Origin of the sequence: Serratia sp. BNK-33-b, assembly GCF_048684565.1 — a bacterium.
In the GTDB taxonomy this organism is placed as follows: Bacteria; Pseudomonadota; Gammaproteobacteria; order Enterobacterales; family Enterobacteriaceae; genus Serratia; species Serratia marcescens.
The window spans coordinates 1,518,015-1,535,853 of sequence record NZ_JBLQTZ010000001.1 but is presented as its reverse complement, the minus strand read 5'-3'; the positions used below and the strand labels follow the sequence as shown (position 1 = coordinate 1,535,853).

The 17,839-nt window shown below is 56.2% G+C and carries 14 protein-coding genes; 7 read left to right on the top strand and 7 right to left on the bottom strand.

The genetic code is table 11. The features are described from left to right. Window positions 1-3 precede the first annotated feature (3 nt). From ACMGGK_RS07280 to ACMGGK_RS07265, 4 genes are all read left to right on the top strand, one after another. A complete protein-coding gene (locus tag ACMGGK_RS07280) occupies window positions 4-1,515 on the top strand; it encodes a sugar ABC transporter ATP-binding protein (RefSeq protein ID WP_028128354.1) in 1,512 nt (503 codons plus the stop codon). Beyond that, window positions 1,512-2,507, top strand: a complete 996-nt coding sequence (locus ACMGGK_RS07275; RefSeq protein ID WP_240430009.1) for an ABC transporter permease — start codon at window positions 1,512-1,514, stop codon at window positions 2,505-2,507. Before ACMGGK_RS07280 ends, ACMGGK_RS07275 begins: the two co-directional genes overlap by 4 nt. Before the next feature lie 244 nt (window positions 2,508-2,751). Continuing rightward, window positions 2,752-4,740, top strand: a complete 1,989-nt coding sequence (locus ACMGGK_RS07270; protein WP_420276794.1) for a ligand-gated channel protein — start codon at window positions 2,752-2,754, stop codon at window positions 4,738-4,740. A gap of 55 nt (window positions 4,741-4,795) precedes the next feature. Then, window positions 4,796-5,749 (top strand): siderophore ABC transporter substrate-binding protein, encoded by a 954-nt coding sequence (locus ACMGGK_RS07265; RefSeq protein ID WP_176062898.1) that lies wholly within the window; start codon window positions 4,796-4,798, stop codon window positions 5,747-5,749. Window positions 5,750-5,782: 33 nt separating this feature from the next. Here ACMGGK_RS07265 and ACMGGK_RS07260 read toward each other — a convergent pair whose 3' ends face one another. Next, window positions 5,783-6,571 (bottom strand): ABC transporter ATP-binding protein, encoded by a 789-nt coding sequence (locus ACMGGK_RS07260; RefSeq protein WP_060444535.1) that lies wholly within the window; start codon window positions 6,569-6,571, stop codon window positions 5,783-5,785. Next, window positions 6,568-7,650 (bottom strand): FecCD family ABC transporter permease, encoded by a 1,083-nt coding sequence (locus ACMGGK_RS07255; RefSeq protein WP_004935667.1) that lies wholly within the window; start codon window positions 7,648-7,650, stop codon window positions 6,568-6,570. The genes ACMGGK_RS07260 and ACMGGK_RS07255 overlap by 4 nt, the downstream gene beginning before the upstream one ends. Before the next feature lie 364 nt (window positions 7,651-8,014). Here ACMGGK_RS07255 and ACMGGK_RS07250 point away from each other — a divergent pair, with 364 nt between their 5' ends. After that, the gene (locus ACMGGK_RS07250; protein WP_016926993.1) at window positions 8,015-9,115 is read left to right on the top strand and encodes a GGDEF domain-containing protein; all 1,101 of its coding nucleotides are present in this window, start codon (window positions 8,015-8,017) and stop codon (window positions 9,113-9,115) included. Window positions 9,116-9,160: 45 nt separating this feature from the next. Here the strand turns inward: ACMGGK_RS07250 and ACMGGK_RS07245 are convergent, their stop codons facing one another. The 5 genes from ACMGGK_RS07245 to ACMGGK_RS07225 form a co-directional block, all read right to left on the bottom strand. Continuing rightward, a complete protein-coding gene (locus ACMGGK_RS07245; protein ID WP_028127733.1) occupies window positions 9,161-10,639 on the bottom strand; it encodes an amino acid permease in 1,479 nt (492 codons plus the stop codon). A 221-nt stretch (window positions 10,640-10,860) separates the two neighbouring features. Continuing rightward, the gene (yieE, locus tag ACMGGK_RS07240; protein ID WP_016926991.1) at window positions 10,861-11,727 is read right to left on the bottom strand and encodes a DNA-binding transcriptional regulator YeiE; all 867 of its coding nucleotides are present in this window, start codon (window positions 11,725-11,727) and stop codon (window positions 10,861-10,863) included. Between the two features lie 107 nt (window positions 11,728-11,834). Next, window positions 11,835-12,032 carry a hypothetical protein gene (locus ACMGGK_RS07235; RefSeq protein ID WP_016926990.1) on the bottom strand — a complete coding sequence of 66 codons (198 nt, stop codon included), beginning with the start codon at window positions 12,030-12,032 and terminating at the stop codon, window positions 11,835-11,837. A gap of 626 nt (window positions 12,033-12,658) precedes the next feature. Then, window positions 12,659-12,946: a hypothetical protein gene (locus ACMGGK_RS07230; RefSeq protein ID WP_420276793.1), complete on the bottom strand. Its 288-nt coding sequence runs from the start codon at window positions 12,944-12,946 to the stop codon at window positions 12,659-12,661. Between the two features lie 234 nt (window positions 12,947-13,180). After that, window positions 13,181-13,693: a DUF2165 family protein gene (locus tag ACMGGK_RS07225; protein WP_420276792.1), complete on the bottom strand. Its 513-nt coding sequence runs from the start codon at window positions 13,691-13,693 to the stop codon at window positions 13,181-13,183. A 1,343-nt stretch (window positions 13,694-15,036) separates the two neighbouring features. Between ACMGGK_RS07225 and ACMGGK_RS07220 the strand changes: the two genes are divergently transcribed. Together ACMGGK_RS07220 and ACMGGK_RS07215 are read left to right on the top strand one after the other, a co-directional pair. After that, complete coding sequence (locus ACMGGK_RS07220; RefSeq protein ID WP_420276791.1) at window positions 15,037-15,774, top strand: hypothetical protein; 738 nt, start codon at window positions 15,037-15,039, stop codon at window positions 15,772-15,774. Beyond that, on the top strand, window positions 15,767-16,648 hold the full coding sequence (locus ACMGGK_RS07215) for a hypothetical protein (protein ID WP_420276790.1): 882 nt from the start codon (window positions 15,767-15,769) through the stop codon (window positions 16,646-16,648). The genes ACMGGK_RS07220 and ACMGGK_RS07215 overlap by 8 nt, the downstream gene beginning before the upstream one ends. Window positions 16,649-17,839: the final 1,191 nt, after the last annotated feature.

Sequence of the window (17,839 nt, the reverse complement as noted above, 5' to 3'; positions counted from 1 at the left end):
CCTATGTCAACCGCAACGCCTTCACGCCTCGAGATGCGCAATATCTCGATCGCCTTCGCCGGCTTCAACGCGCTGCAGGACGTGGACTTCACGCTGCAGGGCGGATCAATCCATGCGCTGGTCGGCGCCAACGGCGCGGGTAAGTCGACGTTGATGGCGATCCTCTCCGGCGCCCACGATCATTATCGCGGCGAGATCCTGATCGACGGCCAGCCGGTGGCGATCCACTCCCCGCTGCAGGCGCGCCGTCACGGTATTCACGTGGTGCAGCAAGAGGTCGACGTCGCGCTGATCCCCACGCTGTCGGTAGCGGAAAACATCATGCTTGACTGGCTGAACGAGCCGGGCCACTGGCTGAACTGGGCGGAGCTGCACCGCCGCGCCGCGCAGCTGCTGCAGCAATGGGCGCTGCCGCTCAACCCGCGCAGACGCCTGGCGGACTGCACGCTGGCGGAAAAACAGCAGGTGCTGCTGGCGCGCGCGCTGTCGCACCGCTGCCGTTTTCTGGTGCTCGACGAGCCGACCGCGCCGCTCGATCGCGCCGAGAGCGAGCGCCTGTTTAACGTGGTGCGCCGCCTGCAATCCGAAGGCATCGGCATCGTGTTTATTTCCCACCGCATCCATGAACTGAGCGACATTTGCGATCGGCTGACGGTGCTGCGCGACGGCCGGCGCGTCAGCGAAGACGCCATGCGCGGGCTGAGCGGCGAACAGGTCGTCGAGAAGATGCTCGGCCATCGGCTGGACGACATTTTCCCGCCGCCGCGCCCGCCGCACCCAGAGCGAACGCTGCTGCAGGTGGAGGGCTTGCGCGATCGCCATAAGCTGCGCGACGTTTCGCTGCGGTTGCATGAGGGCGAGATCCTCGGCATCGCCGGGCTGGCCGGGGCGGGCAAAACCGAACTGTGCAAGGCATTGTTCGGCGCCGGCGCCGTGCAGCTCGAGCGCGGCGAACTGCGCGGGCAGCCCTGGGCGCCACGCGCGCCGCACCTGTCGGTCGAACAAGGATTGGCGCTGGTGCCGGAAGAACGCCGCAAAGAAGGCATTTTCATCGACGAGGCGATCCCGATGAACCTGAGCGTCAGCGCCGACGACAGCTTCTCGCGCTGGAGCCTGTTCAACCGGCGGCAAGAACTGCGCTGGGCGCGCGAGATCATGCAGCGTCTGAACATTCGCGCCTCCGGCCCGCAACAGCGGCTGGCGCGCTTGTCAGGCGGCAATCAGCAAAAAGTGGCGATCGGCAAATGGCTGCGCGGCGACGCCGAGGTGCTGATCTTCGATGAGCCGACCAAGGGCGTGGACATCAAGGCCAAACAGGAGCTGTTCAGCCTGATCGACGGCCTGGCCCGCGCCGGCAAAGGCGTGATTTACGCCTCCGGCGAGTTCGCCGAGCTGATTGGCCTGTGCGATCGCATCTGCGTGCTGTGGGACGGCCGCATCGTGGCGGAGTTGAACGCCGCCGACATCGACGAAGAAACCTTATTACTCTATTCCACCGGAGGAACCCCTGCGTGAGTAAAGAATTTGCCTTGCGGCCGGCGCTGCCCTGGCGCCAACAGCTGTTCGATTTCCTCTACAAGTGGGGCATGCTGCTGACCGTGGCGGCGCTGATCGCCCTGTTTGGCCTGGCGTCGGACAATTTTCTCGATGCCAACAACATCATCAATATCCTGCGTTCGATCGCCATCGTGACAGTGATCGCCATCGGCGTCTCTATCTCGCTGTCGGTCGGCGGTTTCGATCTGTCAGTCGGCTCAACCGCCTCACTGGCCAACGCGCTGGTGATTTCGCTGTTCGTCTGGCACGGGTTCGGCACCACCGGCGCCATCGTGGTGACGCTGCTGCTGTGCACACTGGTCGGCCTGTTCAACGCCCTGCTGATCGTGGTGTTCAGAATTCCCGATATGCTGGCGACGCTGGCCAGCCTGTTCGTGATCCAGGGCGTGGCGATGACCTACAGCTACGGCGGTTCCATCACCCAAAACATGGTGCTGCCGAATGGCGACATGGCGGAAGGCCCGATCCCGGAGGTGTTTTCCGCCCTCGGCCAGGTGCCGGTGATCGTGCTGATCATGCTGGCGGTCACCGTGGCGGTGCAGCTGTTCCTGTCGTTGACCAAGCACGGCCGCCGCATGTACGCCATCGGCGGCAACCCCGAGGCTGCGCGTCTGTCGGGCATCCGCACCGTGCGTTACAGGGTTGCCGCTTACGTCATTTCCTCCTGGCTGGCGGCGCTTGGCGGCATCTTACTGGCGTCACGTATTGGCTCTTCGCAGGTCAATGCCGGCGGCGGTTATCTGATGGACGCGGTGGCGGCGGCCTATATCGGCTTCTCGCTGGCCGGCGCCGGTAAACCCAATGCGCTCGGCACCCTGATCGGCGCGGTGATCCTCGGCGTGCTGCAAAACGGCCTGGTGATGCTGTCGGTGCCCTACTACGCCATGGACATTATCAAAGGCCTGGTGCTGGCGCTGGCGCTGGCCATCACCTACATCCAGAAACGCTGATCCTTCCCGGCGCACGCCCGCTGCGCCGCTTTTCCCTTTAATTCATCCGGTTACCCTTTTCCGTCAGCAGAACAAGCATACAAATGATATGAATTATCATTAGCGTTTACATTAAGAAAAAAATCCTTACAATACCCTCACGCAACGCTGACGAAGCGAAGTATTTCTCAGCGAACGATGAATAATTTCATTAGAAATTCAATTGGTTAATTACTTTCACTTCAATCCAGGAAAGGTTTACCTCATGGAAACGCCACGTTACAGCAAGCTCGCCGCTCTGGTGATCGCCTCACTCAGCGCCACCGCCGCACTGGCCGCGCCGCAGGACGACACCCAGGACACCATGGTCGTCACCGCCTCCGGCTTTCAGCAAAAAATTCAGGACTCTGCCGCTTCCATCTCGGTGATCCCGCGCCAGCAGATCGAAGATAAAGCCTATCGCGACGTGACCGATGCACTGAAAGACGTACCGGGCGTAGTGGTCACCGGCGGCGCCAGCAGCAGCGACATCAGCATTCGCGGCATGTCTTCCAAGTACACGCTGATCCTGGTGGACGGCAAGCGCGTCGACACCCGCGACACCCGGCCGAACAGCGATAACGCCGGCATCGAACAGGGCTGGCTGCCGCCGATGGAAGCCATTGAGCGCATCGAAGTGGTGCGCGGGCCGATGTCTTCGCTGTACGGTTCCGACGCCATGGGCGGCGTGATCAACGTCATCACCCGCAAAACCTCGCGCACCGAGTGGAAAGGCTCGCTGCACGGCGACGCCACCCTTCAGGAAAACCGCGATTCCGGCGATCTGTTCCAGACCAACGCCTACGCCTCCGGCCCGCTGGTTGAAGGCCTGCTCGGCCTGCGGGTCAACGGCCTGCTGTCGCGCCGCGCGGAAGATAAAATCACCAACGGTTACAACGAGCAGCGCATGCGCAGCGGCACCGCGGTGTTCACCCTGACCCCGGACGAGAAAAACGAATTCGACTTTGAAATCGGCCGCTCGCTGCAGGATCGCAACAGCACGCCGGGCAAATCGGTGGTAGCGGAACGCTGCAGCAAAGGCAAATGCACGCCGACATCGCGCAGCGAAAGCCTGTATACGCGCACCAACTACGCGCTGACCCACAACGGCTATTACGACTTCGGCAACTCCACCAGCTACGTTCAGCGGGAAGAGACCAACAACCCGGGCCGCAAAATGAAGATGTACAACACCATCTTCAACACCCAGAACCAGTTCGAGCTGGGTTCACACATGCTGAACCTCGGCGGTCAGTATCGCTATGAAAAACTGAGCGACAGCGGCAACCAGCTTGAATCGGCACAAGGTCTCAGCAAGCTGACGCGCTGGAGCTGGGCGCTGTTCGCCGAAGATGAGTGGGCATTGACCAACGACTTCAGTCTGACGACCGGCATCCGCATGGATCAGGACGAAAACTTCGGCAGCCACTGGACGCCGCGCATGTACGGGGTCTGGCACCTGACCGAACAGTGGACGCTGAAAGGCGGCGTCTCCGCCGGCTACAAATCGCCGGATCTGCGCCAATCCTCCGCCAACTGGGGCCAGGTCACCGGCGGCGGCGTGCGTAAAGGCATCATCGTCGGCAACCCGGATCTGCAGCCGGAGAAGAGCCTGAGCGAAGAGATCGGCCTGATGTGGGATAGCCTGAAAGGCGTCAACGCCGGGGTGACCGTCTTCAACACCGACTTCAAGAACAAGATCACCGAAGTGCGCCGCTGCGAAGACACGCCGGACTGTAAGATCGGCAATGACGTCTACGACTTTATCAGCGATCGCGTCAACGTCGACAAAGCCAATATGCGCGGCGTAGAAGCCACCTTCGGCTGGCAGATCAACAAAGACTGGAAGTGGAACACCAACTACACCTACACCGCTTCCGAGCAGAAGAGCGGCGAGTTCCAGGGCAAGGCGCTCAACCAGATGCCGAAGCACATGGTTAACACCGTGCTGGATTGGCGCGCCACGCAGGACCTCAGCCTGTGGTCGCGCGTTAATTTCCGCAGCAAAACGTCTGAGTATCTGAGCCGTACCTCGATGGCCAAGAGCACGCCGTCCTACACCTTCGTCGATGCGGGCCTGAGCTACCAGGCGGCGAAAAACCTGCAGCTGACCGGCGGGGTCTACAACATCCTCGACAAGACCGTGGATTACGATCACTACAACACCACGCTGGACGGCCGCCGTTACACCGTCGGCATGACCTACAACTTCTGATGCCCCCGGGCGCGCGCTGCGCGCCCTTTTCATTCCATCACCGTGAGGAAGCTCCATGAAATTACGCCGCTCCCCCCTGATGATCGCCCTGCTGGCCGCGATGGCGCTGGCGGGTTGCCACAGCAAAACCGATACGCAGGTAGCCGCTACCCCGGCCACCGTCAACGTCCAGCACCTGAACGGCAGCACCGAGGTGAAGAAGCACCCGCAGCGCATCGTGGTGCTGGATTACGCCTCGCTGGAAACGCTGCAGCTGCTGGACGTCGAGCCGCTGGCGCTGCCCGGCAACCGCAAGAACTTGCCGGATAGCCTGAAGCGCTATCAGGACGACAAATACCTCAATGCCGGCACCCTGTTCCAACCGGATATGGCCGTGCTGCGCGCCGCCAAACCGGATCTTATCCTGATCGCCGGCCGGGCGTCCAAAGCCTATGACGAGCTGAACACGCTGGCGCCGACGTTGAACATGTCCGTCGATCAGCAGGATCAGTTGGGCAGCCTGAAACAGCGCACCCTGCAGCTGGGCGAGCTGTTCGATAAGCAGCAACAGGCGCAGGCGGCGATCGACAAGCTGGATACGCAGATCGCGGCGGTCAAACCGCAGGCCGCCCAGGCCGGACGCGGGTTGGTGGTGCTGTTCTCCGGCGGCAAGATCAGCGCTTACGCCCCCAAGAGCCGTTTCAGCTTCGTCTATGACGCCCTCGGCTTCGCGTCCGCGTTGCAGTCCGATGAAAAAGACGTGCGCGGCAACAAGCTGACGCCTGAGCAGGTGGCCAAGCTGAATCCGGACTGGCTGTTCGTCATCGACAGAGACGCCGCGACCGGGCGGCCGAACGCGGTGGCGCCGCAGAAAATCCTCACCGGCACCGCACTGAAGAAAACCACGGCGGTGAAAAAAGGCCAGGTGGTTTACCTGCCGGCGGCCGAGGTCTATCTGTCCGGCGGCATCGTCACCGCCCAACACGTCGTCGAACGCGTGAGCGAGGCGCTGAATCACACTGCGCGATAAAGAAAGCCCGGCGATGCCGGGCTTTTTCTTGGGTTAAATCGTCGGCTGGTTTACCAAACCGTCTATCAGCACCTGCGGCGTGCCCTGCGAGCAACGTTCGATGCGCCCGCGCACGCCGTAGACCCGCGCCAGGCTCTGCGGCGTAATCACCTGCTCCGGCGCGCCATCGGCGATCAGATCGCCATCCTGCAGCATCAGCACGTGGTCGCCGTGACGCAGCGCGATGTTGATGTCATGCACCACCACCACCGTCACGATATTGCGCTTGCGGGTTTCACGGCGCACCAAATCCATCACGTGGAACTGATAGTTGAGATCGAGCGCGCTCAGCGGCTCATCCAGCAGCAGCAGCGACGGCTGACGGATCAGCGACTGCGCCAACCCCACCAGCTGTTTCTGGCCGCCGGACAGCTGATCGAGATAACTCAACGCCAGATGGGCGATGCCCAGTTGCTCCAGCAGGGCCATCACCTCCGCTTCGCTGCCGGCGTTGCTGCGGCCGCCCGAGGCGCGCTGCGCCACGATGATCGACTCCAGCACGTGCAGGTGCACCCCGGCGGGCAGCGACTGCGGCAGATACACCACTTTCTCCGCGCGACGGGCGAACGGCATCTGCATCAGATCGCCGTCGTCCAGCCACAGCTTGCCCTGCGCCGGGTTCAGCCCGGCCAGCGAGCGCAGCAGCGTCGATTTGCCGCTGCCGTTCGGCCCCAGCAGCACGGTGATTTGCCCGCGCGGCAGCATCGGCACCGAGAGATCGTCGATCACCTGACGTTTCGGGTAGCCCGCCGAGAAGTGTTCTATGCGCAAGCCCTGGTTCATACGTTCCCCCGATGGCGCAGAATAATGCTCAGGAAGAACGGCACCCCGACCAGCGAGGTGACGATGCCCACCGGAATGATCACGCCGGGCACCAGATTTTTCGACGCCACCGAGGCCATCGACAGCACCAGCGCGCCAATCAGCGCGCTGGCCGGCAGGTAGAAACGGTGATCTTCGCCGAAGATCATGCGGGCGATGTGCGGCGCCACCAGGCCGATAAAGCCGATCGGCCCGACGAAAGCCACCGCCAGCGCCGAGAGCATGCTGATGCGCAGCAGCGTGGTCAGCCGCAGACGACGCACGTCGATGCCGAAGCTCACCGCCCGGTCTTCGCCCAGACGCAGCGCGGTCAGTTTCCACGAGCTCATCATCGACAGCGGCAGCAGCACGGCGAACACCCCGAACAGAATGCCCAGCTTGTCCCACGAGGCGCGCGCCAGGCTGCCCATGGTCCAGAACACCAGCCCCTGCAGCGTGTCCTCGCTGGCGATGAATTGCATCATCGAGACCAGCGCGTTGAAGGTAAACACCAGCGCGATGCCGAACAGCACTACGCCGGAGGTGGCGACCCGCGTCCAGCGCGTGATGCCGTCGAGCATCAGCGCGGCGAACAGCGCGAAGATAAAAGCGTTGGCGGAGATGAACCACTGATCGGGAATGCCCGGAATGCCGATGCCGAGCACGATCGCCAGCGCGGCGCCAAAGGCCGCGGCAGAAGACACCCCGAGGGTGAAGGGACTGGCCAGCGGGTTATTCAGGATGGTCTGCATTTCCGCCCCGGCCAGGCCGAGCGCAAAGCCCACCACCACCGCCATCAGCGCATAGGGCAAGCGGATGTCCCAGACGATCACCCGCGTGCCGGCATCGGCCGCGGCGGGGTCAAGCAGCGTTTGCCATAAGGAGGATAGCGACAGGCCGGACGGCCCCATGGTGAAATCCAGCAGCAGCGAGCCCAGGATCGCCAGTGCCAACACGCCCATCATCAACAGGCGATGGCGAAGAATATGCTGATAACGCCCCATCACGCCGGCGTTGGGTTGCCCCTTGGCGTCAGTCATGGGATCGGTGGATACGCTCATTCGTTAAGATACCTGTTACAACCATCATGACAGCGGCGCGAAGGCGTCCGCCGTAAACCGGAAAGCGCGCGGCGACCGCCTGCGCGCAGCCGCCCACAATAAAGCAAACGATAATACTTATCAATCATATCAATAGGTGAAAACAGCGTTGTCGAAATGTAATAATTTGTTTTTTCTCGCCATTTTTCAAACCACCACGCTTTCCCCCGCCAACGGCCAGTAGGTTAATTATTCTGAAAATTATTCCTGATCCGACCAGACTCTGACAAATAGCGGCAAAACCACATAGAATCCAAAACCACAGCACCGCGCGTGCAAAAAACTTTCAGGCCGCCGCAAGAGCGGCCTTATTGACGAGGCTGTAATGAGAAGTCCATCTCCGGCGGTAACGCCCAAACGCCCGGCGCTGCTGAACTGGCTGTTGCACAGCCCGCTGCACGCCGATGACGAACCGTTTCAACGCCAGCTGCGTCTCACGCTGACGCCCTCACCTCTCACCCCCTGGCTGAATGCCGTGGGGCCGGCCGCGCTGTTGGCGGGGTACGCCTGGCTGAACCAACCGCTGGTCGGTATCGGCCTGTTGCTGCTGTTGCTGCTGTTGACCGCCGGGCGCGCCAGGTTGGCGCAAAGGCGCCAACCCGCCTGGCCGAACGCCATGCTGGTGACAGTGTTGTTGTGGGCGCTGCTGGTTGGCGCCAGCGCCGCGCTGGCGATGCTGTCGGGCCGCTTCGTGCTGATCCTGTTCGCCGGCCTGACCATTACCGCCCTGGCCTGCTGGCTGATGCAGCGCCATGCCGCCGCGCCGCGCTTCGCGCTGCTTGAGGTGATCGCGCTGACGCTGCCCTACCTGCTGGCGGCGCCGCTGTCGCGCGTGCAAAATCTGTTTGTCCTGGCGGATCTCGCGCCGCTGTGGCTGGTGCTGGCCCATGGCATGATCGCGCGCTACCATCGCCAATTGGTGCAGCACGTCACGCTGGCCTGGGAGAAGCAGCAGGCATCGCACCGCGATCGCCTGACCGGCTTTCTCAACCGCGCGGGCGGCGAGGTGGTGATGCGCAGCATCTGCCGCCCCGCAGCGGCGCAGCCGATCTCCCACCTGTTCATTCTCGAATTCGGCCCGCTGGCGGCGCTCTACCAAAGTCACGGCGTCCAGATCGGCGACGACGTGCTGCGCACCGTCGGCGAGCGCCTCAAGACACTGATCCGCCCGAGCGATTACGTCTGCCGCTATACCGGCGGTCTGTTTCTGATTCTGGTGCACGATCTGCCCTACGGCGCGGAAAGCGAGTTTCTGGCGCGCATTGTGCCGCCGCTGGAGGCGCCCTACGATTTTGGCGCGTTCGGCGAGGTGAACATGCGGCTTAACGCCGGCATTTTGGCGCTGACGCAGAATTACGCGACGGTAGAGAGTTTGATGAGCTCGGCGCAGCAGGCGCTGGCGGAAGCCAAAGGCGGGAAAAAGTAAACCCAAACGCGGCGGGAACTCCCGCCGCGTGTCACTCACCGAAGATTACTTCACGTCCATCTTCGGGAATTCCATTTCGCTGTACTTCACGACACGGGTGCCTTGCGACAGCTTGTAACCGAACCAAATCAGCAGGAACAGCGGAATGCCGATGTAGGTCGCGGTCACGCCGTACCAGTCAATCTTGTCTTGCAGGAAAGCCTGGTAATTCTGGCCCAGGGTAATGATCAGGCACAGCACGAAGGCGAAGATCGGCCCCAGCGGGAAGAACCCGGAACGGTACGGTAAGTCGTTGAGATCGCGCCCCTGCAGCATGTAACCGCGACGGAAACGGTAGTGGCTGATGGCGATGCCCAACCAGGCGATGAAGCCGGTCATGCCCGAGGTATTCAGCAGCCACAGGTAAACCGACTGGTTGCCGAACATCGAGGTCAGGAAGCACAGCCCGGCCACCACGCAGGTCGCGTACAGCGCGTTGCGCGGCACGCCGCCTTTCGACAGCTTGGCGAAGATGCGCGGCGCTTTGCCTTCGGACGCCAGGGTGAACAGCATGCGGGTCGATGCGTACATGCCCGAGTTACCGGCGGACAACACCGCCGTCAGGATCACCGCGTTCATCACCGCCGCCGCCGACAGCAGGCCGGCATGCTGGAACACCAGGGTGAACGGGCTGACGCTGATGTCTTTCACATCATTGCGCAGCAGGCTCGGATCGGTATACGGAATGATCAGGCTGATGATCAGAATGGCGAAGATATAGAACAGCAGGATACGCCAAAACACCTGACGCACCGCGCGCGGGATGTTTTTACCCGGATTTTCCGATTCGCCGGCCGCGATGCCGATAAGTTCTGTGCCCTGGAACGAGAAGCCGACGATCATGGCCACGCCGATCATCGCCGAGAAGCCGCCGGCGAACGGCGCATCCCCAATGGTCCAGTTCTGCCAGCCGGCATGCTCGCCGCCTTTCAGAATGCCGACAATCATCAGCACGCCGACGGCGATGAAAATAATCACGGTGCTGACCTTGATCAGCGCGAACCAGTATTCCGCCTCGCCGAACCCTTTCACCGAAATGTAGTTCAGCAGGAACATCAGGCCGAGGAACAGCGCGCTCCAAACCCAGCCGGGAGTGTCCGGGAACCAGTAGCTCATCACCAATTGCGAAGCCACCAGGTCAACGGCGATGGTCACCGCCCAGTTGTACCAGTAGTTCCAGCCCAGTGCGAAGCCAAAGCCTTCTTCCACGTATTTGGCGCCGTAGGTGGAGAATGAACCGGAGACCGGCATAAAGGCCGCCAGTTCGCCCAGACTGGTCATCAGGAAGTACACCATCAAACCGATCAGAGCGTAAGACAGCAGCGCCCCGCCGGGGCCGGCCTGAGAAACCGTGGCGCCCGAGGCGACGAACAGGCCGGTGCCGATGGAGCCGCCGATGGCGATCATGGTCAAATGCCGGGCTTTCAGCTCGCGGCGCAATCCGGGAGCTTGCTGCCCCGATGTTTTTATATCCTGCTGAGCCATTCGTTCCCTATCTATCTGCTCTTCGAAAAATGAGGGCGGATTGTAACAAATACCCGCCGGTGAACTAGCAACATTGCACCGATATAAGATAGCTTCATAATTCAGAGGCAATTATTAGCCGCGGCCCTTATGGCCTTACTTACGCTCATTAATGTGAGCGCGCGCAGGTTTTTATGCTTTCTTTTGCCTGCGTGGCGATAGAAGACGTGACGCGCTGTCGATTACAACGCGCAATAGCTGAGAAAACGCTGCAAGGCGTTGGAAATGTGCTTTTGCCGATGGCGGATCAGGTACAGGGTGCGCCGCAGCGGCGGCAGCGGCACCGGCAGTTCCACCAGCGCGCCGCTGGCCAACTGCTCCGCCACCACGCGCCGTGACAGGCAACTGATGCCGATACCGTGCCGCACCGCATGCTTGATCGCCTCCGAGTTGCCGAGCTCCATCACCAGCTGGAAGTGCGGCAGGTGCGCCAGCAGCAGATGATCCAGCACCTCGCGGGTGCCCGAACCGCGCTCGCGCAGGATCCAAGGCGCATTCGCCAGCGCCTCCAGCGTCGGCGGCTGGCGGGTCAAGGGATTATCCGGCGCGGCGAACACCACCAGCTCATCCTCCAGCCACGGCTGCGTCACCAGCTCCGGCATATGGCAAGGCCCTTCGATCAGCCCCAGATCGACGCGGAAATCCGCCACCGCCACGATCACGTCCTGGCTGTTGCCAACGTTCAGCTCCAGCGGCGTGGCCGGAAAGTCCCGGCGGTAACGGGCGATCATCTCCGGCAGCATGTAGTTGCCGATGGTGCTGCTGGCGGCGATGCGCAACGCCCCCCCGTCATGGCGAAACAGCTGCTCGATCTCCCCCGCCTGCTCCAGCAGCGCCAGCGCCTTGGGATACAGCAACCGGCCGTGTTCGTTGATCACCAGCCGTTTGCCGACGCGATCGAACAGCTGCACGCCCAGTTGCCCCTCCAGATCCGCCAGCGCCGCGCTGACCGCCGACTGCGACAGCGCCAGCACCACCGAGGCCTGAGTGGTCGAACCGCTTTTCAGCACTTCGGTGAAGACTTCCAGTTGACGCAACGTGATATGCATAGCCGTCCCGGTATTGAAAAAGGGTTCTGCCAGAGAACCGCAAAATTAATGTCAACATGATGTGGGTAGCCCGGCCAGGCTACCCCGTTTGCGGCCAGTTCGGCGCGCTACTTGCCCAAGGCGACCAGCTGCGCCGCCGCGGCCAGCGCCGCCTCGCGCGGCGTGCCGGCTTCGTCCCGCTGTATCAATTGCAGCATCGCCACGAGATGGTCGCGGTCGATCGCCTTGTTTTCTTCAATCAACCGCCGCACCGCGCGCCCCACTTCCTGATCTACCTGCTCTCTGCGTTGATCGTCGGTATCCATCGCCTGCTCCTGTTCAGTTGGAAAGTTGACGGCGGCTTGCCGCTCCACCTCACCCTAGCCGCAATGCGACTTTATGCCAATGCCTGACGCAATACCACTTATTCAGATAGGTTATAATTATAATAATTAACAACTCTTTGATTTTATTTAATAAATATAAGGGTATTAAACTTATTAATGAGGACAATGGACACATTGATGGGCGAATAGCTCAGTGTGACTATATTTTAACCACCATACAAAACTGTAGCTTGCTGTTGAAATTCACTCACGAACCCCGCCCTATCAGCTCTACTAATAAGAATTCCCCTACTTCTCCCGCACCAACGCGGCCGCATCCCTCGGCACACCTTTATAACGCGTATTGCCTACTGTCTTTCGCTTCAACCAATGGCCTTAAGTTCGACGTCATGCAAGAAGTCCAGCAAAAAATCGTCAAAATGCTTGTTGAGGAAATGTTTGAAGAATCTGATCAGTGGCTGGTTACCGATATTTGATAAGTGTGGAAGTGTGCTGCGCGGTGCGGACTGATGGATATATTCATGATATAGGCCAACCTGAATTTAGGTCATGCGATGCAGGCGCAGCACAAAAATTAGCCACCACGCCGCGCCCGCCGTCAATTACTACTTTTTACTGTGATGCTTTTTACTGTGATGTTTTTTCTTGCTGTGGTGTTTAACCGGCTTACCCTGCTTGGTGTGCTGTGGTATTTGTTTTTCCATCGCCGCTTTTTTATCTTCCATGTATTTCGAGCCTTCCGGGTTAATGACTGGGCCAGGACCGCGCGCAACAAGTGGCGCGATCGCGGGGGATGTATCAGCACTAACCGTCGGCATTGGAGCTGCCACAGTAGCAGTCCCCCCAAATCCCAGCAGTGACGCCACCAGCACACCGATTGATAATTGACGCATATCTTAACTCCCTTGTTAGATGAGGTTATAGCGTGTTGCTGGGAGGTCATGGTCGTCAATATGTCTTCTGCGCACCAGCCCCACTAACCGTTCGGATGACAGGTATGGACAGGTCGTCAGTGTGCAACATTACGCCAGCGGGCTGATAAGCTATCGAGGAAAATACTTCAGGGCACGTCGAGAAGCGAGGAGGTTAGCTGGAGAGTTAAAGCCGGGGTTACCCCGGCGCAGTAACTACTGAGGCTCACGTTGCAACATCAAAATAATCAGCGTCAATACACAAGGAAGCGTGTACATCATAGCCCCCATTTGCGTTGCCAGCGGATTTTCTTTAGCTTGCCACGCCAAAAACCAATCACCAGCAACCACCATAAAACCAATCCCCCACACCAAGATGGCGAATGAAGCGCCCATCATGGACCAAGCCTTGCCTTTCGCAAAGTCATGGTAAGGATTACGAAAGTTTTTCAACATCACTACTATCCCGATAGTGGCAAATATTCCCGCGAGTGTCTCCATTGTTGTAATTGCAGCCATACCAATAAACGGGGCCCAGCTAACGTTTATGGCTCGCCACATTTGCCCAGGAACGTTATAAGTATCTTGCATTGATAGCAAAGGTGCCACCGCGTGTTGCGCAGTATCGGAAAAATCAGTGATATTATTCATGAAGCTAAAAATCCCCCAAAGAGCTGGGAATAGAGACATAACCAAACAAACAAAGCGAGAGATTTTTATTTCGTTCATGAAATACCTCGATTAGCAAATGGAGATAGGATGTCAACCTAACAACTTAAAAACACTATGCAATTGCAGGGAGGTATCTCCTGTCAACGTGCAACGTGCGCTGACTGCGGGTGATTGAGCAACCAGTGTTTAACATGAATCCTCGGCTACAATCCGCTCATTCCTTTCACCTTGACAGTCACCCTCTATCGTTAACAAGTTATAACTGCGTGTTCTTCGACAGGCACGGCGCGGCTTGGTTTTCTCAGCAACTTCCAGGTCGCGCCACTCAATGGCAGCCAAGGCCAAAATTATTGTCCGCTCCGCAGGCGTTCACTTTAGGGGCTTTGGTTGCCACCCAATGGCGGCACACGCATGATGAACCCTTTGGCAGTCCGAAGATTCAGTGAAAACATGCAGTGTGCCGCAACCCTTCATCGGTGTAAGTGAAGTAGTTATATTTTTATCTATTGAAAATCATATTAGGAGATATTTAACATGGGTTCTTATTCGGGTACATTGCGGTCGTTGCGGATATACAAAGTTATAATTGGCATGTCATTGACTCTTACATCGCTTGGATGCCTGGCGGAGGAGAGTTATAAGGTCACGTTTTATAATAAAACCGACTGGTCTGTGAAACTCACAGGACCGGGTGGTATCCAGGCACGAACCAAGCAGAAATGGGACACACTGAGTACTTGCATGTCTCAATGGAACTTACCAAGTGGCTCTGTATATATTTCTCCAGGTGGAAGTTACTCATTCACAATAACCGATATAAACGGTGTATTCACAGGCTGCCATGATGAAATGAAGTCTGATACATGGGTCATTGACGTTGCCGATCTTACTGGTTCTAGACCTGGCACTAACAAAATTGTATTTAGACACTATAAGTACCATGGATACTGGGTGACAGACTCAACACAACCTGTGTTTACATGGCCAGGAGATCCACAAGTTCCACAATGGCATTGGATAACAAGCGTCACTGACGGCCATGGAAGGTCTCTTTGGGCTAGTGGTGCTCCCGATTGGGAACCACCAGTAGATATGGGCCCCCCCGAAGAGTTCAACGTAAACATAGGTTGGTGACGTCTGAACAAACTGCAGGGTTCTTATTCGTCGTGCCCCGACCCGGTCCTGCAGCCCAGACGTTGCCGACCCTATTGACACAACTCAACTCCCTTTTTTACTTTTCGGCTGCTTGCATAAGCATGTCGCAGCGTTATTCACAGGATTGGTAACACTGCGCCACCCAATGGCAGGGCTTGTCAGTAACGACCTCAGTGCTCAAAAACATACTGACTATGCCCTGCCTCCATACAATGGCGCCCTTCAACTTTACAAGGATTTTTTTAATGGAGAGTATTCAGGTCGGTATATTGCTTGCTGGAGCGAGGCCTGTAGGACAAGGTATCAATGGCGCTCTTCGTGGCTTTGCCATAGTTGGTGATAATGAAATTCAGGTCATCGCGAAATATCTTTCTGATCGGGAACTTCTTTGTGAGATCTTGTGCGCACAACTAGGGCGAGAACTTAGCCTTCCTATCCCTGAGCCACTTTTAATATTTGATGCAGATGGGAAGCCAATGTTTGGTAGCATTGATATTGGGTATCCTAATTTACTCCATTACCTTGATAAGGATTCGGAAAGTGAAGCTGTCATGTCAAAATTAAAGAAATGGGTTCATTTACAATCAGCTTCATTTTTTGACGAACTTATTTTCAATGCTGACAGGCACCCAGGAAATTTACTTTACGATGGTGAAGAATTCCACTTAATAGACCATGGGCTCACATTGCATGAATCATTCCCTCCTGAAACACCACCTAGTGCATGGAACAATAAGTTATTTTCACTTGCAATAAGCATTTGCAAAAATGATTTAGAAAAAACAAAAATATCAAACAATGGTAGTATTTGGACGGATGAATTAATTAACCGTAACGCGATACACATCACAACAAACTCTATAAGTGGTGATTCTAATATTATAAAATCTCTTTGTAATTTCTTGTCTATTAGACAAAACCTGCTAAAATCGATGATAAATATACGGGTAGGTTCCGCACAATCGGATTTCATAAATGCTTGATTATAACAAACTTCTCAAGTCAGCACCTCGCCCACCAAGCTTCAGAGCGACTTGGGCGCCAGTGTATCTTGAACCCGTGATGGGTTCAGGAGAAAAATTCACTGTGATTATTGCTGCATACTCAGAGGATGGTGTGGTAAGAGTATGTAATGCGATACGTCCTCATGTAGTAAAAGCAATGTATGGTAATAAGCACTCACAGTTTCACTCAATAATTGAAATTATCATACAAAACTTAGAAAACCACCTGAAGATGCATAAAAGCTTTTCTGGCTGGAAGTCCCCAATAGTTGGAGCCGTCTTAGGCGGAATTACATCAGCCCAATCAAGTGATATGACTGGTATTTTAAGACAGGCGGTTCAATTAACTGCCAGCCTATCTTCTCTAGATTTTTTCTCTTCAGAAGATGAGAATGATGAGAAATATTCATCAGAAAACACCTGGGCAAATCAGCTAAGAGCAACAATAATTAATAAATCACCTTATTATGAGCAATATTTCAACAGAGAATTCAAAGTAGACGGGCATGCAAGAGCTGCAAAAATATTTTATTTGAGCACTAAAGTAGCTGTTAACACAGATCGTCTGATACCAACTAATCTCGCTGCACACCTTGACAGGAATAAAGCAAGAATACTTGACCTTTTGTCTGTTAAAGATCACGATATCTTTGATCGGGATTGTTTCGAACTTATTGTGTATCGCCCACCAGATAATGACGCAACTTACGGGAAGTCTCAATTTGCGAAATTGCATGAAGCCCTCCACGCCATACAAGAGGTTGGAGATAAGCACTCAATTAGAGTAGTTCCGGTAACTACTGTTCAACAAGCGGCATTACGTTTGATTAAAGCAGAACAAAAGGCGGTATAGAACCGCCCAACCACTACGCTAGGTTTTCTCTCTCCGCACCACACGAAATCATTTACTCAGTTGACACCCCAAATCTCCCACCCATATATTCAAATCACTCTTCAAGGGAGCAACGGTGCAGCGCCAGTACCTTGTTGTCAGCCTGATGCTGCACCACCCAATCAATGGTAATGCCCTGCAATTTTATCGCTATGTGCCACTGCCTTTTTAGTGCCGGGCATTACCGCCAAACAATGGCAGTGACGAAAGTTAGTTAGTGTTGCGCTTCCTGTGTCGGGGCTTTCGTCATCGCCACCCAAAAAGGCAGCTCCAGAAGCAGGGATGTGTTCGGAAATGGGGCTGCAGTCCCATATGCAAGGACATGATTATGGTTTGGGATTTTCTTGTATACATGTGGATGATATGTTACCTAGTTTTCTTTTTAGCAGCACTAAGCGCATGGATTGCGGATTACATAAAACGGGGCGATGACGACAAAAAGTAACCTCATCACCACTTTGCCGCATACATCACCGCCGCCAATATCACGCCCTCCTGATTTCATCGCAATGCATAAATAATCACCGCAATAGCAACCCCCTCCGAAGCAATCAACATTGAAATAGCAACGCTGGCTGCCAGAATAAAGCGTGCCATGTTCGCACATTTCTCGCTCATCTTTCCAATTATGTGTAACAATCACCCCCACCTTATTGATTGACACCCCCCCCCAGCCGTGCATATTTTCGGGTAAATTTTAAAGCATCATTTATGGACTGGAAATGAAAATGCACGAAAAAATAATAATTCTCACAGCGCTGGCATTACTCAACTTATCGATTTTCTCGTTTTACAAAAATTTTCAACAAAAAATGAAAAGACGAATTATTATCAATAACCCGAAAAGAAAAAAGTAACATATGGAAAAAGGAGTTTTCCTGCATGATTTGGAAAGTAATTCTCTTCTTCTGGCTAGGTTTTAATGCTGTTTTTATTATTGCAATTTGCATTGGCTACCACCGTTCAGTTCGCAAGCTCAATAAGTAGTCACTGTATTTCTGATACAAAGCATCTTGCTGCATATAAAACAAGAATATACAGCGACATATTTCCTTCATGAGCGACGCATGAATTCCCCGACCATTTACTATCATCAGTTCAGGTGAAATTCGCTTTTAACTCATCGATGAAATCCTGCTGTATCAGTATTGC

What these genes read in the sequence shown, in the direction of transcription:
- ACMGGK_RS07280 (WP_028128354.1), top strand. Translation starts at nt 4, where the DNA reads ATGTCAACCGCAACGCCTTCACGCCTCGAGATGCGCAATATCTCGATC.
- ACMGGK_RS07270 (WP_420276794.1), top strand. Translation starts at nt 2,752, where the DNA reads ATGGAAACGCCACGTTACAGCAAGCTCGCCGCTCTGGTGATCGCCTCA.
- ACMGGK_RS07265 (WP_176062898.1), top strand. Translation starts at nt 4,796, where the DNA reads ATGAAATTACGCCGCTCCCCCCTGATGATCGCCCTGCTGGCCGCGATG.
- ACMGGK_RS07260 (WP_060444535.1), bottom strand. Translation starts at nt 6,571, where the DNA reads ATGAACCAGGGCTTGCGCATAGAACACTTCTCGGCGGGCTACCCGAAA.
- ACMGGK_RS07255 (WP_004935667.1), bottom strand. Translation starts at nt 7,650, where the DNA reads ATGAGCGTATCCACCGATCCCATGACTGACGCCAAGGGGCAACCCAAC.
- ACMGGK_RS07250 (WP_016926993.1), top strand. Translation starts at nt 8,015, where the DNA reads ATGAGAAGTCCATCTCCGGCGGTAACGCCCAAACGCCCGGCGCTGCTG.
- ACMGGK_RS07245 (WP_028127733.1), bottom strand. Translation starts at nt 10,639, where the DNA reads ATGGCTCAGCAGGATATAAAAACATCGGGGCAGCAAGCTCCCGGATTG.
- yieE (WP_016926991.1), bottom strand. Translation starts at nt 11,727, where the DNA reads ATGCATATCACGTTGCGTCAACTGGAAGTCTTCACCGAAGTGCTGAAA.
- ACMGGK_RS07235 (WP_016926990.1), bottom strand. Translation starts at nt 12,032, where the DNA reads ATGGATACCGACGATCAACGCAGAGAGCAGGTAGATCAGGAAGTGGGG.
- ACMGGK_RS07230 (WP_420276793.1), bottom strand. Translation starts at nt 12,946, where the DNA reads ATGCGTCAATTATCAATCGGTGTGCTGGTGGCGTCACTGCTGGGATTT.
- ACMGGK_RS07225 (WP_420276792.1), bottom strand. Translation starts at nt 13,693, where the DNA reads ATGAACGAAATAAAAATCTCTCGCTTTGTTTGTTTGGTTATGTCTCTA.
- ACMGGK_RS07220 (WP_420276791.1), top strand. Translation starts at nt 15,037, where the DNA reads ATGGAGAGTATTCAGGTCGGTATATTGCTTGCTGGAGCGAGGCCTGTA.
- ACMGGK_RS07215 (WP_420276790.1), top strand. Translation starts at nt 15,767, where the DNA reads ATGCTTGATTATAACAAACTTCTCAAGTCAGCACCTCGCCCACCAAGC.